At 69.5% G+C, this 13349-nt stretch carries 12 protein-coding genes; 5 read left to right on the forward strand and 7 right to left on the reverse strand.

The features are described from left to right. Positions 1-81: 81 nt before the first annotated feature. Together FVO59_RS05440 and FVO59_RS05445 are read left to right on the forward strand one after the other, a co-directional pair. Entirely contained in the window at positions 82-1878 is a 1797-nt protein-coding gene (locus tag FVO59_RS05440) for an RNA polymerase sigma factor (RefSeq protein WP_182255440.1), read from the forward strand. A 94-nt stretch (positions 1879-1972) separates the two neighbouring features. After that, positions 1973-3160, forward strand: a complete 1188-nt coding sequence (locus tag FVO59_RS05445) for an AI-2E family transporter (RefSeq protein WP_182255442.1) — start codon at positions 1973-1975, stop codon at positions 3158-3160. Positions 3161-3216: 56 nt separating this feature from the next. On the opposite strand, the gene FVO59_RS05450 is transcribed toward FVO59_RS05445, so the two are convergent. Both FVO59_RS05450 and dnaB read right to left on the reverse strand, forming a co-directional pair. Further along, the gene (locus tag FVO59_RS05450; RefSeq protein WP_220465700.1) at positions 3217-3846 is read right to left on the reverse strand and encodes a LysE family translocator; all 630 of its coding nucleotides are present in this window, start codon (positions 3844-3846) and stop codon (positions 3217-3219) included. Between the two features lie 117 nt (positions 3847-3963). Beyond that, positions 3964-5355, reverse strand: coding sequence for a replicative DNA helicase (gene dnaB, locus FVO59_RS05455; protein ID WP_182255447.1), 1392 nt, complete (start codon positions 5353-5355; stop codon positions 3964-3966). Positions 5356-6315: 960 nt separating this feature from the next. Here dnaB and FVO59_RS05460 point away from each other — a divergent pair. The 3 genes from FVO59_RS05460 (at position 6316) to FVO59_RS05470 (ending at position 9905) form a co-directional block, all read left to right on the forward strand. Next, positions 6316-7041 carry a hypothetical protein gene (locus FVO59_RS05460; protein ID WP_182255449.1) on the forward strand — a complete coding sequence of 242 codons (726 nt, stop codon included), beginning with the start codon at positions 6316-6318 and terminating at the stop codon, positions 7039-7041. 423 nt (positions 7042-7464) lie between these two features. Next, positions 7465-8463, forward strand: a complete 999-nt coding sequence (locus FVO59_RS05465; protein WP_182255450.1) for a hypothetical protein — start codon at positions 7465-7467, stop codon at positions 8461-8463. 83 nt (positions 8464-8546) lie between these two features. Beyond that, positions 8547-9905 carry a chaplin family protein gene (locus FVO59_RS05470; RefSeq protein ID WP_182255452.1) on the forward strand — a complete coding sequence of 453 codons (1359 nt, stop codon included), beginning with the start codon at positions 8547-8549 and terminating at the stop codon, positions 9903-9905. Between the two features lie 172 nt (positions 9906-10077). Here the strand turns inward: FVO59_RS05470 and rplI are convergent, their stop codons facing one another. From rplI to FVO59_RS05495, 5 genes are all read right to left on the reverse strand, one after another. Beyond that, complete coding sequence (rplI, locus tag FVO59_RS05475) at positions 10078-10530, reverse strand: 50S ribosomal protein L9 (RefSeq protein WP_182255454.1); 453 nt, start codon at positions 10528-10530, stop codon at positions 10078-10080. Positions 10531-10541: 11 nt separating this feature from the next. Beyond that, a complete protein-coding gene (gene rpsR, locus FVO59_RS05480; RefSeq protein ID WP_071641238.1) occupies positions 10542-10796 on the reverse strand; it encodes a 30S ribosomal protein S18 in 255 nt (84 codons plus the stop codon). 47 nt (positions 10797-10843) lie between these two features. Then, on the reverse strand, positions 10844-11338 hold the full coding sequence (locus FVO59_RS05485; protein ID WP_182255456.1) for a single-stranded DNA-binding protein: 495 nt from the start codon (positions 11336-11338) through the stop codon (positions 10844-10846). Between the two features lie 5 nt (positions 11339-11343). After that, positions 11344-11709, reverse strand: a complete 366-nt coding sequence (gene rpsF / locus FVO59_RS05490; RefSeq protein WP_101187511.1) for a 30S ribosomal protein S6 — start codon at positions 11707-11709, stop codon at positions 11344-11346. A gap of 120 nt (positions 11710-11829) precedes the next feature. Further along, positions 11830-13122 (reverse strand): DUF6716 putative glycosyltransferase, encoded by a 1293-nt coding sequence (locus FVO59_RS05495; RefSeq protein ID WP_182255458.1) that lies wholly within the window; start codon positions 13120-13122, stop codon positions 11830-11832. Positions 13123-13349 lie beyond the last annotated feature (227 nt).

The raw sequence follows: 13349 nt of genomic DNA on the forward strand, positions 1-13349 counted from the left end.
CGCTTCTCTCGCGCTCCATCGCCATCCATCTCGGATCCCCATATCATCGCTATGGGGCACGAGAGGGGTCAAGGGAGCGCCATGGAGGATCCTCGGAGCGACGCGGATCTGCTTCGCGAGCTGCGAAACGGCGATCGCGATGCGTACGTGGTCCTGTGGGAACGCCACATCGGTGCCGCGCTGCGGTACTCGCGCCGGATGCTGCCGTCGCGCGCGGAGGACCTCGCCTCCGAAGCGCTGCTGGCGATCTATCAGCAGGTCACCACCACGAGCAAGGGCCCGGACTTCGCCTTCCGCTCGTACCTCAAGGCGGTCATCCGCAACACCGCGATCCGCTGGCGCAAGGAGGCCAGCAGGTTCGATGAATGGGCCGAGGCCGATGCGGTCGACTTCAGCGACGGGCTGAGTCTGGTCGAGCGGGAGTCCGACGCGAGCGACCTGCTCGGCGCATTCCAGGACCTGCCGGAGCGCTGGCAGAAGGTGCTCTGGCTGTCGGAGGTCGCCGAGGTCGCGCGACCCGAGATCGCCCGAGAACTCGGCATCAAGCCGAACGCGGTCTCGGCTCTGCACCGGCGGGCGCGATCCGGGCTGAGACTCCAATGGCTGAGCCGGCAGGTGCCCGTGCTGCTGCGCGACGACGAGACGCACGTGGCCCGTCTTCTCCCGAGGCACCTCTCCGACCCCAACGACGAGGTGCTCACTCTGCAGATCGCGCCGCACCTCGAGACCTGCAGCGTGTGCAGCGACCTTCTGGTGAGTCTTCAGACCGACGCACGCCGGCTGCAGGGCGTCACGCTCTCGGCCGCCGGCTTCGGCGCTCTCAGCGTCGCCCTTCCCGGTGCCGGCGCGCTGGCACCGACCACCGCGGTCGCCTCCGGCGTCATCATCGCCGGAGCGGGCGTGGGGATCGCCGGCCTGCTCTCCACCGGCGCTGGGGTGCTCGTGGTCACCGCGGGGGTGCTCGCGGTCGGCGGCATCCTCCTCGGCTCCTTCTTCCTCAATCCGGGCGAAGCCGACGCCGCACGACCCGAGACAGCCACCGCGCCGACCCCGGCATCCACTCCATCCGAGCTCCCCCTCGACCGCATAGACCCCCTGCCTCCTGCGACGCCCACACCGACGCCGTCGCCTGAGCCCCCGGCGCTCGGGCGCGGGAACACGGATCCGAACATCGAGTCCATCGAGTTCGACCAAGCTCCGGCGGGCCAGTACGTTCCGGTCGCACCCGCGCCCGCCGGCCCGGAGGTGCCCGGGCCCAGCGAGGAGCCGGGGGGCGAACCGGCACTGACACCCGGGGTCACCTCGCCGACAGATGTGACCGGATACACCGCACCGTTCATCACCGGTCAAACGGCTCCCGGCAACGCCGTGGCGATCGACTTCGCATCGCAGAGGTATGAGATCGACGTCGAGCCGGATGGGTCATGGAGCTTCGACACGCGCCCGCTGGCGTTCGACGCCGGATCGTACGACTACGCGGTGTGGGCGTACAGCGCCACGGAGCAGTCGCTCGCGACGACCGGAACGATCGTCGTGCAGCCGCCGGCCGTGCAGGGCTTCGAGCAGATCGATGGACCGATCCCGCTCGATGAAGCCCAGACGACAGGGATCGTGGTCTCGATCACCGGGCCCCCGAACGGAACCGTCTGGGTGTCGACGCCGAAGACCGATGCGACTGTCACCCTCGATGAGAACGGCCACGCGGTCCGCCGGATCAGGATGTTCGCAGACGGGTGGTACCCGTTCTCATTCGCCGTCATCGACGCCGACTGGTACGCCGGACCGGCCTTCAGCGACCCGGTCGACGTCGTCGACCCGAACCGCGACCCGTCCTTGCCGCGCGGCGGCGGCGGGGTCTTCGACATCGTCGATCCGTGATCGCGATGCTCGTCATCAGGCGGGCAGTGTGCCGCATTCGCGCCGCGCGGTCAATCATGCGCAGCGAGGAGTGAGCGCCGCTTAGGCTCACGGCATGGCCCTGTTCAGCAGCGATCGCCCACGACGCGTCCAGCTCGACCCGACCACCCTCGACCTCCGCGCGAGCCGCGCGCCATGGAGCCTCTGGGCCGACGGATTCGGCCGCCTCGGCATCCGATCGATCCAGATCATCGTCACGGTCGCCGTGGCAGCCGGCATCGTGTTCGTCATCCAGTACCTCACCCTGGTGACGATCCCGCTCGCCATCGCGCTCATCCTCGCCTGCGCCTTCGCACCCGCGATGAACTGGCTGCGCCGACGTCGCGTTCCCGACCTGCCGGCAACCATCATCACCCTGTTCGCCATCGTCGCCGTCCTCAGCGCCCTGAGCTGGCTGATCGTCTGGGCGGTGCGCACTCAGTGGGATGAGCTGTACGCGCAGGCGCAGGAGGGCATCGATCACCTGATCGACTGGACCAACACGCTGCCCTTCCAGCTGTTCACCCCTGAGCAGCTCGAGGAGTGGACGAAGACGCTCACCGACTTCGTCACCAGCGCGCAGTTCGGTTCGGGTGCCCTGGCCGGAGTCGGCGCGGTCGCCAGCTTCGTCACGGGGTTCGTGCTGCTGGTCACGATCCTCTTCTTCTTCCTCAAGGACGGCCCGCAGATGTGGGAGTTCCTGCTGCGCCCGTTCCGCGGCGAGAGCGAGCGCCGCGCGCGCCGCATCGGCGCGAAGACCGTCGGCGTGCTGGGCTCGTACGTGCGGGGAACCGCGACGGTGGCGCTCGTCGACGCCGTCGGCATCCTGATCGGCCTGCTGATCCTGCAGGTGCCACTGGCGATCCCGCTCGCCGTCCTCGTGTTCCTGCTGGCATTCATCCCCATCGTCGGTGCGACGCTGGCCGGGGTGCTGGCCGCCCTCGTCGCCCTGGTCGCGAACGGGTGGGTGAACGCGCTGCTGGTCGTCGGAGTCGTCGTGCTCGTCAACCAGCTGGAGGGAAACCTGCTCCAGCCCTTCCTGATGGGGCGCACGATGAAGCTGCACGCGTTCGTCATCCTGGTCGCCCTCGCCGTGGGCACCGCGCTCAGCGGGCTCATCGGCGCGGTGCTCGCCGTTCCGGTCACCGCGGCCGTGTGGGGCATCATCCAGGTGTGGGACGGTGACGATCTGCCGGTGCGCTGGGCACGCAGGAAGACGCGCGAACCGGAGCCGGCCGAGAGCACGGCCGTCGAGATCGCCTGACATCCGGCGTTCGCTGACACCGAGGGGGTGGGGTCGGCCGATCGTCGCTTCCTGTCTCAGCTCGGCGCGAAGATCGGGACGGCCATCCAGATCGCCACGCCCACCAGAGTCACCGCGAACAGGCCGTCGATCCAGCGCGTGGACCGTTCGCCGCGGAACAGCATCGCCAGCGCGCTACCGCCGAGCACCCAGACGATGAACGCGACCAGGTTGTTGATCGTGAAGACGGCGGTGAGCGCCAAGGTCGTCGCCACGTCGTCGTTCGCCGGAGGTCGGAGGAACTGGGTGAACATGACGGCGATGATGTAGTACGCCTTCGGGTTCAGCACCAGCACCACGACCCCGGACCAGAATCCGATCCGCGTCGGTCCGGCATCGGACATACCCGTCTTCGGCCCGGACACCGCCGAGCGGAGGAACGCGAACGCCAGCCACAGCACGTATACGCCCCCGAGCGCCGCGAGAGTCCTCGCGACCACGGGGTCATTGAGGAGGGTCGCGCCCATCCCGAGCCCGAGGGCCGCGGTCACGACGAACGTCGCGGCGTGATAGCCCGTCAGCGCAGGAAGAGCCGCGCGCAGCCCCCTCGATGCGCCGATCCCTGCGAAGAAGGCGTTGCCGGGGCCGGGGCTGTATGCGAGTGGAAACAGGAACAGCAGCAGTGCGACGAAGGTATCGGGACTCACACAGGCAACGATCCGGGATCGTCCCGTGCATCGCTGGCGGATATCGGCCATCGCATTCGATGACGATCCCGGGTGGAGGATCACCCGCAGGGCCCTCGTCCGCGTCGTGCCGGCGGCTCAGTTGAAGTCGCCGCCACCGCCGCCGAAGTCGCCCGGGGCCATGTCCATGAATCGGGAGTAGTGGCCCTGGAAGGCGACGGTGATCGTCGCGGTGGGACCGTTTCGGTGCTTGGCGACGATCAGATCGGCCTCGCCCGGGCGGATGTCCTTGTCGTAGGCGGCCTCGCGGTGCAGCAGGATCACCATGTCGGCGTCCTGCTCGATCGAGCCCGACTCGCGCAGGTCGCTGATCGCCGGCTTCTTGTCGGCACGCTGCTCTGCGCCACGGTTCAGCTGCGACAGCGCGATCACCGGCACCTGCAGCTCCTTCGCGAGCAGCTTGAGCGCCCGCGAGAACTCCGAGACCTCCTGCTGACGCGACTCGACGCGCTTGCCGCTCGTCATCAGCTGCAGGTAGTCGATCACGACGAGGCGAAGCCCCGCCTTCTGCTTGAGCCGGCGGCACTTGGCGCGGATCTCGACGAGGGTCATGTTGGGGCTGTCGTCGATGTACAGCGGTGCGTCGTTGATGCGCCCTCGAGTCGCGGCGACGGTGGTCCAGTCACGCGGATCGAGTGTTCCCTTTCGCATGTTCTGCAGCGGGATCGCACCCTCGGCGCTGAGCAGGCGCATCGCGATCTCGCTCTTGCCCATCTCGAGCGAGAAGAAGATCGACGGCTCGTTGTGGCCGATGGACGCCGCGCGGGCGAAGTCCAGAGCCAGCGTCGACTTGCCCATGGCAGGCCTCGCGGCGACGACGATCATCTGACCGCCGTGCAGGCCGTTGGTCAGCTCGTCGAGCTCTCGGAAGCCGGTCGGGATGCCGGTCATGGTGCCGTCACGGCCGTTGGCGGCCTCGATCTCCTCGACGGCGGCATCGACGGCCACGGTGAGCGGCACGTAGTCCTCGGCGGTCTCGGAGCCGGTGACCGAGTAGATCTCGGCCTGCGCGTTGTTGACGATGTCGGTCGCATCGCCCTCGCCCGCGTAGCCGAGCTGCACGATGCGCGTGCCCGCGTCGACCAGGCGCCGCAGGATCGCCCGCTCGGAGACGATCCCGGCGTAGTAGCCGGCGTTCGCCGCGGTCGGCACGATCGATGTGAGCGTGTGCAGGTAGTCGGCGCCGCCCGCGCGCCCCAGCTCGCCGGTCTTGATCAGCTCGTCTGTGACGGCGACGACATCGGTCGGCTCGCCGTGCGAGTACAGCGAGAGGATCGCCTCGAAGATCAGCTCGTGCTTGGGCACGTAGAAATCGGCGCCCTTGAGCGTCTCGATCACATCGGCGACGGCGTCCTTCGAGAGCAGCATTCCACCCAGCGCGCTCTGCTCGGCGAGAAGGTCGTGCGGAGGGGTCCGCTCGGGGGCGCGCGTACCGCCAAGACGCTCGTCTGAGATATCTGCGATCGACACCGTGCTCCTCCCGGCCGACTCGACTCGATCATCGTCATCGGCTACAGCGACCGGCTGCGTGCGCCGCTCGCAGGCACAAGCGAAACACCCACTACCGACATCCGGTCTCCCCCAAGCTAGGAGCGGAGTTATCCCCATGCAACCACCCCTGTGGATAACTATGTGGAGAGTGTGCGGAGAACTCCCGAGTGTCTGTGCAGAACGACTGTGGACAACATGGTGGAGAGTTTCACTCCCCCACGAATTTATCCCTCTTGACCAGCTTTTTCCGTGATCCCCACCCTGTGGACGGAATTCCGTTTCAACGTGAGATTTAAGGTTTGTTCGTCAGGTGGTCGAATGTGCACAACCTGGGGAAAGTCAAGTGCGAGTTCGTCCCGGGCGCGGCGCGCGCCGATCGCGCTCCCCCGTGTGGACTTCTCGCCCCCGCCGGGGTAGATTCGCACGATCGAGTAACGTCCGCCGACATAGGGCGACTCACCGGGGAGACAGACCGTGCGATTCGCATCAGCAGATCGCCGCAGCCTGTGGCTGTGGTGTGGTCTCGGCGTTCTCGCGTGGGTGCTGCTCTCGTCGATCCTCGGGGTTTCGCAGGCGTCAGCCGCAGAACGACCGGATGTCCCACCGGCAGGCCCCCCTGCGTCCGCAGCGGCTCCCGCTCTGCCGTCTTCCGTGGTCCGCACTGCGGCACCGACTGCAGCGGAGCCGGTCGCCGTCCAGGTCGTTCGGAACGCACCTCCCGCGGCTGCGCCCGCTCCCGCTCCCAACCCTGCACAGGCTCCTGCTGCGCCTGCCCAGGCTCCTGCCGCTCCTGCCGCTCCTGCCCAGGCCCCTGCTGCTCCTGCCACCCCTGCACAGGCCCCTGCCACCCCTGCCACCCCTGCACAGGCCGCTCCGGCTCCCGCCGCTCCCGCTCCCGTTCGGGGGGCTGCGGCTTCTGCGGCCGGCGCGCAGAGGGCCATGGCGACCACGTCGGCACCACTGACCGCCGCGCTCAAGAGCCTCGCGACCGGTCCGGTCAGCGACAAGCCCGCCGCAAGCACGTCGGCACGGCCCGCGACCGCCTCGACGCGCGCCACCCTCGCGGAGCTGCGCGACGCCACCACCCCGCAGCCGAAGACCACCAAGACGAAGAACGACGTCGTCGCGTCCGCCGCCCGCGCAGCCGACCACGTGGCAGGCCTCGTCGATCGCGGCGCCGCCGCACGGCCAGGCGCCCAGGGGCTGCCAGGCGCCCAGGGGCTGAGAGGCCCCCAGATGCTGCCCGACCGGGCTGCGCAGCCTGCGCGCGAGCGCGCGAACGCGCTCATGACCGCGCTCACCTCCGAAGGCTCAGCCCGCCATACTCGCGACGGTGTGCAGTCGACCAGCCGGGCGCTCCGTGCGACCGTGCCTGCGACATGGGCCGGTGCGATCGCCTCGACCGGGGCCCCTTCGACCGCGACCGTCATCGAGGCGACGCCGGAGTCCGCGCCTCTGGACGACCAGGCGCCCTCGTTCTCGCTGAGCGCGGCTGTCTCGGGCGGCGGCGCATCGGCATCCGGATCCTCCTCGCTGCTGCTCTTCGCGGGCGTCGTCGACGACGCCGCCTCGAGCCACCACGCATCCCGCCTCGAGTCCGTCGTCCACGACGACGATCGACTCCCCGTCGGTCCGGCCGCGGCCACCGACTGCCCTCCCGACTGAGCTCCGGACTCCCACGATCCGCAGTCCCACTCACTCTGGAGCTCTTATGCGCGCACTCGCGCATCGCGCCCGCACGGGCGCCTGCCGCAGCATCCCGGCCTGACGACTCCCGTCGGCCGAGCGCCCGCCTTCGGGGGAGGGCTCGGCGCCGCCGACGGCCGATGCCGAACCTGCCGGTGATTCTCCCCGGTCTCACCAGCGGTCGGCATCTCGGGCAGTCATGGACCCCCTCTCCATGACGCCCTGATGGCGGATCGGCTTTCCTGCCTCCGCCGCGGCGGGTGTCTCGCTCCCACTTCGCGAGACACCCGCCGCACTTCTGCTTCCAGATCACGCGTGCACAGGGGGTGGACGACCCGACCGCCGTGCGGTATCGTCACGCCCAAGTAGGCCGAAATATCGGATGCGATGGGGATCACGATCATGCACCTGGAGACCACCGGGCGCCGCATACCAGCGGTGTACCTCTGGGGCGCCTTCCTCGTGCTCGCCTGGGCGCTGCTGACAGCGTTCACCGGTGGCGATGAGGCCAGGGCCGACGATGAGCCGGCCGCTCCCCTCTCCGGGCTCACCTCTCTCGTCGGAGACACCATCGGCGATGTCGTCACTCCGGTCGTGCAGACGACGACGTCGACCGTCGAGCAGGCCGCCGCCCCGGTGGTCCAGACGGTCGAGAAGGTCGTCGCGAAGACGACCGGATCGGTGGCGCAGGTTCCGATCGTCGGCGCACCCGTGGCGCAGACCGTCTCTCAGGCCGGCGGCACCGTCTCAGCCGTCACCGAGACCGTTGGAGAGATCGCCTCGTCGTCTCCCGTGAGCGCCATCGTGACGCCCGTGACGGATGCCGTCGGCGACGTCCCCGTGATCGGTGCGGTGCTCGAAGGACTCGGGGCGACCGACCTCGTCGACGAGGTCGCGACCGGTGTGGACGGGGTTCTCGCGGTCGTTCCTCCGGTGGTCGACAGCACCGTGGATCCCATCGTCGACGGCCTCCAGCCGAGCATCCCGGGCACCGATGAGCCGGCGAAGCCGGGAGTCGAGCTGCCGCCGGCGCCGCATGAGGGGCCCGCATCCGCCGTCGACGTCATCGTCGGCTCCGTGGTTCCTCCGGTGCCCGAGGCCGCGCGCCAGTCCGCGGCATCCGGCCCGTTCTCGTCCGAACGCGGCGCAGGCGCGAGGTTCCCCCAAGACGTCGGAGCGCGACAGTTCACGCCGTCTCACAGCCCCGCCGTCGCACCCGCGCTGGCGCCTGCCGTCGCGACGTCGTCCGCCAGCGGCGGCGGCGGACCCGCACCGGGCGCGAGCTCGGACGGTCCTTCTTCAGCGCGCGTCATCCAGGCGATGTCGACGCGCTCGGGCATCCCCGCGGATGCCGCGCTGCCACCGTCTCCGGCGGGCAGCACCGACGTCTCTCCTGACTGACGAGAGGGCGGCCGATCGTGCATCGGCATGCCCGGCCGCACGACCGTGCGGTCTTCATCTCGAACAGATCAGGAGTTTCTCTCATGAACAAGCACGTCAAGTACGCCCTGTGGGGCGTACTCCTCGCCGGTGGCGTCTCGCTGCTCGGCGCATCGGCCGCCAATGCGGCCGAGACCGACGGAGACGATGGTCTCCTCTCGGGCACGCAGATCCTCGCTCCGATCACCGCGCCGGTGAACGTCGTCGGCAACGCCGTATCGGTGCTCGGCACCAGCGTGGTCGCCTCGGCCCCCGCTGCCGCACCTGCAGCTGCACCGGCTCCCGCACCCGCGCCCGTCGCGGAGACAAGTGGGGACGACGGGGTGGCATCCGGCACGCAGGCGTTGATCGCCGTCGATGCGCCGGTGACGGTGTCGGGCAACGCGGTGAGCGTGCTCGGCACGTCAGCCGTGGAGTCTCCGGCCCCTGCCCCGGCCCCCGCGTCTGCTCCGGCTGCGACCGCGACGACGTCGGGGTCGGACGGTCTGCTGTCCGGTACGCAGGGTCTCATCTCGGTGAACGTGCCGATCACGGTGACAGGCAATGCCGTCTCGGTGCTGGGTGAATCGGCCGTATCGGGAGGAACGGCCGACAGCTCCGCACCCGCAGAGGCACCCGCCATCGACGCGACGACCGACGGCAGCGACAGCATCCTCGGCGGCACCCAGGTCATCGCTCCGGTCACCGCCCCGATCACCGTCACCGGAAACGCCATCTCGGTGCTGGGCGAATCGGCCGTCACCGGCGGCTCCTCCAACGGCGCACCCGCACCCGCAGAGGCACCCGCCATCGACGCGACGACCGACGGCAGCGACAGCATCCTCGGCGGCACCCAGGTCATCGCCCCGATCACCGCCCCCGTCACCGTCACAGGAAACGCCATCTCGGTGCTGGGTGAATCGGCCGTCACCGGCGGCTCCTCCGGCTCGCCGGCGGCACCCGGCACGATCGGGGCCATCACCAGCGGTGAAGGCTCGCTGCTCGGCGGCACACAGGTGCTGCTGCCGATCACGGCGCCGATCACGATCGGCGGCAACGCCATCGCGGTGATCGGAGACAGCACGGTCGATGTCCCCGGCACGGATCCGGGAACCGATCCTGGCACCGACCCGGGCACGGATCCTGGCACCGACCCGGGCACGGACCCCGGAACGGACCCCGGAACGGACCCCGGAACGGACCCCGGAACGGACCCCGGCACGGACCCGGGCACCGACCCCGGCACGGACCCGGGAACCGATGGCACCACCTCGCCGCGTCACCCGGCCGTCGCTTCGGCGGCGACCGGCGCGCCGGCGCTGGCGATGACCGGCGGTGGTGACATGGCTCCGCTGCTGGCTCTGCTGGCCGGACTCATGCTGCTGATCGGTGGGGCGCTGATCCGCCGCTCCCGCACGGCCTGATGCACAACCCTTGCGGCGGACGCGACGTCATCGGCCGCGTCCGCCGCATCGGCATGCCCACCGGCAGCCCGCGCCGCCCGGCCCAAGTCGAGAAGGATCGAGTGCGCACCGCCAGGCATGCAGAAGGCCCCCGGCATCCGGAGATGTCGGGGGCCTGCTGGATGCTGCGAGATTACTTCGCGGCGATGACCTGAAGGGTGATCACGGCGGTGACGTCGTCGTGCAGACGAACCGTCGCCTCGTGCTCGCCCGTCGTCTTGATCGGCGAGGTGAAGTGCACCTTGCGCTTGTCGATCGAGCCGAGGTCGGCGGCGGCGACAGCGTCGGCCACGTCGGCCGTCTTCACCGAGCCGAACAGGCGACCCTCGGCGCCGGCCTTGACGACCAGGCGCACCTTGGTGCCCTCGAGCTTGTTCTTGAGTGCGGTCGCCTCGTCGAGGTCGTGGATCTGGCGCGCCTTGCGGGCTGCCTGGATCGACTCGACCTGCTTCTGGCCACCACGGGTCCACGCCACGGCGTAGCCCTTGGGGACGAGGTAGTTGCGGGCGTACCCGTTCTTGACCTCGATGACGTCACCGGCGCTACCCAGCCCGGCGACCTCGTTCGTGAGAATCAGCTTTGCCATGTCGGTACCCCTCAGCGGCCAGCGCCAGCGTAGGGCAGGAGAGCCATCTCGCGAGCGTTCTTGATCGCCTTGGCGATCAGACGCTGCTCCTGCACCGAGACACCGGTGATACGACGGGCGCGGATCTTGCCGCGCTCCGAGATGAACTTGCGAAGCGTCGCGACATCCTTGTAGTCGATGACGCCAACGCGGATGGACTTCGCGGGAGCGGTGGGCTTGCCACCCTTCCGCGGCTTGCGGCGATCGCCGCTCGACTTTCCAGCCATGTTTCTTCCTTAAGAGATGAGATTCGGATGCCGGGGCATCCGGAAATTCAGAACGGGGTGTCGTCGCCGAAGCTGCCCGGAGTGCTCCAGGCGTCAGCGCTCGAGGAGCCGGGGGTCGACCACGGCTCGTCCGAGACCTGCTGCTGCTGCTGCGGACGCGACTGTCCACCGCCGTTGGATGCGGCCCGCGTGACCTGTGCCGTCGCATAACGCAGCGACGGACCGATCTCGTCAACCTCCAGCTCGATGGCCGTGCGGTTGTTGCCGTCACGGTCCTGGTAGGAGCGCTGACGCAGACGGCCCTGCGCGATGACGCGCATGCCCTTCGTCAGCGAGCCTGCCACGTGCTCGGCGAACTCGCGCCACACCGACGCGCGGAGGAACAGCGCTTCGCCGTCCTTCCACTCGTTGGCCTGACGGTCGAACGTGCGCGGGGTCGAGGCGATGGTGAAGTTCGCCACCGGCAGGCCGTTCTGCGTGTAGCGCAGCTCGGGATCTGCGGTGAGGTTGCCCACCACGGTGATGACGGTTTCGCCGGCCATGAGCCTTAGGCCTTCGCGACCTTGGGCTTGCGGGCAGCCTTCTCGGCAGCGCGCTTGGCCTCGGCGGCGACCATGGCCTGTGCCTCTTCGGCACGCAGGACCTTGGTGCGGAACACGAGCTCGCTCAGCTTCAGCTGACGGTCGAGCTCGACCGTGGCCTCGCTGGTGGCGGTGAAGTTGACGACGGCGTAGATGCCCTCGTTCTTCTTGTTGATCTCGTAGGCGAAACGACGCTTGCCCCAGATGTCGACCTTGTCAATCGAGCCACCATCGTTGGTGATGACCTTCAGGAACTTGTCGAGGTTGGGGGCAACCTGGCGCTCGTCCAGCTCGGGGGTCAGAATGACCATGAGCTCGTACTGGTGCGTCACTTACCCACCTCCTTCGGACTAGAACGGCTCCCGGGACTTTCCCGGAAGCAGGAGGGTGTGTAGCACGTCGTCTGTCGCGGCGTCCCGAATGGACGCCGACGGGCAGACAACCACAACAGTCTACCCGATCGGGGCGGATGCCGCCGACCGGCGGCGAACCGGCTCCGCGAGAGGACTCGGCGCAAGCGTGAAGTCGGCGGCCATGGCATCCGGAACCCCCGGTCGCCGACGACGGCGCTTGAGCGCAGTCAGCGCGGAGATGACCGGTGTCACCACCACGCCGGCGATGCGCCCCGACAGGGTGCGGTCGACGTCGCCGAGAACGATCCGGCGGTGCCAGGCGGCGTGCAGGGCACCCCCGCGCGGAGCGGGGACGGTGCGGGCGGGCAGGGCGCCTCGTCGTCGCTGCGCGACGAGCCGGCGCACCTCCTCCCACCAGCGCGAGTCGCGCGAGTCGTGAAAGTAGTTGGTCGCGGCCCACCGGGCATCCGGATGCCGGAATCGGCGCGCCACGACTTCATCGGCGCTGCCGAGCAGGCCACTGTGCTCGAAGACGTGGTTGAGCAGGTCGGGCCTGATGCCGAAGTCGTCGAGCGCGATGACGGGAACTCCCGCGGCCATGGCCTCGATCGCCGCGGTCGAGCTGACCGTGACGAGGCCCTCGGCCGTGCTCAGCGCCTCCGACATCGGGGCGTACGAGAAGACGAGGTTCTCGGGGGCGTTCTCGAGCAGGTCGGTGTAGCCGTCGCGCTCCTGGTGCGCCTCGACCTCACCCGGCCGCGAGCGCAGCTTGACGACCACGCGGCGCGACGGATCGGCGACCGCTGCGAGGCGAAGGATCTCGGCGATCCGCCGGCGCTCGGCGCGGTCGGCCGGCACGAGGGCCTGCGCGGCGAAGACGAGGTCGGTGCCGGCGGTGGTCGCGCGAGCGGGCGTGGCGAACGGCAGGGTCGCGAGCGCGACCGGAACGGTCACGCCCAGGGCCCGTCCCAGGCGCGAGTACGCGGTGACCTCGCGGTGCGAGTGCACCACCATGAGGTCGCAGTGCCGGCGGTACTCGAGCGCTCCGCGCAGCGCGGGGATCGACATGCCGGGCAGGCCGCTCACCACGATGGGCCGACGCGGGAGTCGATCGATCTCGCGGCCGAGCAGGCGCACGAACGGCGCACGGCCGGCTAGCACGACGACGTCCGGGGCGTCCTTCGCCAGCCAGCCGGCGATGTCGGCGAACGCGATGCGGCTGATCGACGCGGAGTCGGCGGCGAATCGGGTACCGGCGACCGCGGCATCCCGCTGCGCGTCGCTGACGACCAGCGGCGTGTGCACCAGCAGCAGGTGCTGGCTGATGTCGTCGACCTGGTCGATGAGATGGGCTGCCCACTTCACGAAGGAGTCCGCGTCGCCGATCGCCACGACCCTCAACCGGGGCGGCCTGCTGCCGGGGAAGGTCATGCGCCGGCCCGGCCGTTCACGCGGTCTGCGATGCTGACGATCATGAGGACCTCCGTCTCCGGTCGTGTCCTCCTGGTCTACGCAGTCCAGGTGAACCGACGGGATCGGGATGGTGGCCGTCTGCCGAAGGCTGAGCGACGGTCTGGCCGTCGACGTCGCGTCGGTGCGCGGATGGGGGCCGACGCCCG

Source organism: Microbacterium esteraromaticum (genome assembly GCF_014084045.1).
GTDB classification, from domain to species: domain Bacteria; phylum Actinomycetota; class Actinomycetes; order Actinomycetales; family Microbacteriaceae; genus Microbacterium; species Microbacterium esteraromaticum_D.

Excerpts from the sequence above, each read along its gene's own strand:
- FVO59_RS05440 (WP_182255440.1), top strand. The coding sequence starts at position 82 with ATGGAGGATCCTCGGAGCGACGCGGATCTGCTTCGCGAGCTGCGAAAC.
- FVO59_RS05445 (WP_182255442.1), top strand. The coding sequence starts at position 1,973 with ATGGCCCTGTTCAGCAGCGATCGCCCACGACGCGTCCAGCTCGACCCG.
- FVO59_RS05460 (WP_182255449.1), top strand. The coding sequence starts at position 6,316 with ATGGCGACCACGTCGGCACCACTGACCGCCGCGCTCAAGAGCCTCGCG.
- FVO59_RS05465 (WP_182255450.1), top strand. The coding sequence starts at position 7,465 with ATGCACCTGGAGACCACCGGGCGCCGCATACCAGCGGTGTACCTCTGG.
- FVO59_RS05470 (WP_182255452.1), top strand. The coding sequence starts at position 8,547 with ATGAACAAGCACGTCAAGTACGCCCTGTGGGGCGTACTCCTCGCCGGT.
- rplI (WP_182255454.1), bottom strand. The coding sequence starts at position 10,530 with ATGGCAAAGCTGATTCTCACGAACGAGGTCGCCGGGCTGGGTAGCGCC.
- rpsR (WP_071641238.1), bottom strand. The coding sequence starts at position 10,796 with ATGGCTGGAAAGTCGAGCGGCGATCGCCGCAAGCCGCGGAAGGGTGGC.
- FVO59_RS05485 (WP_182255456.1), bottom strand. The coding sequence starts at position 11,338 with ATGGCCGGCGAAACCGTCATCACCGTGGTGGGCAACCTCACCGCAGAT.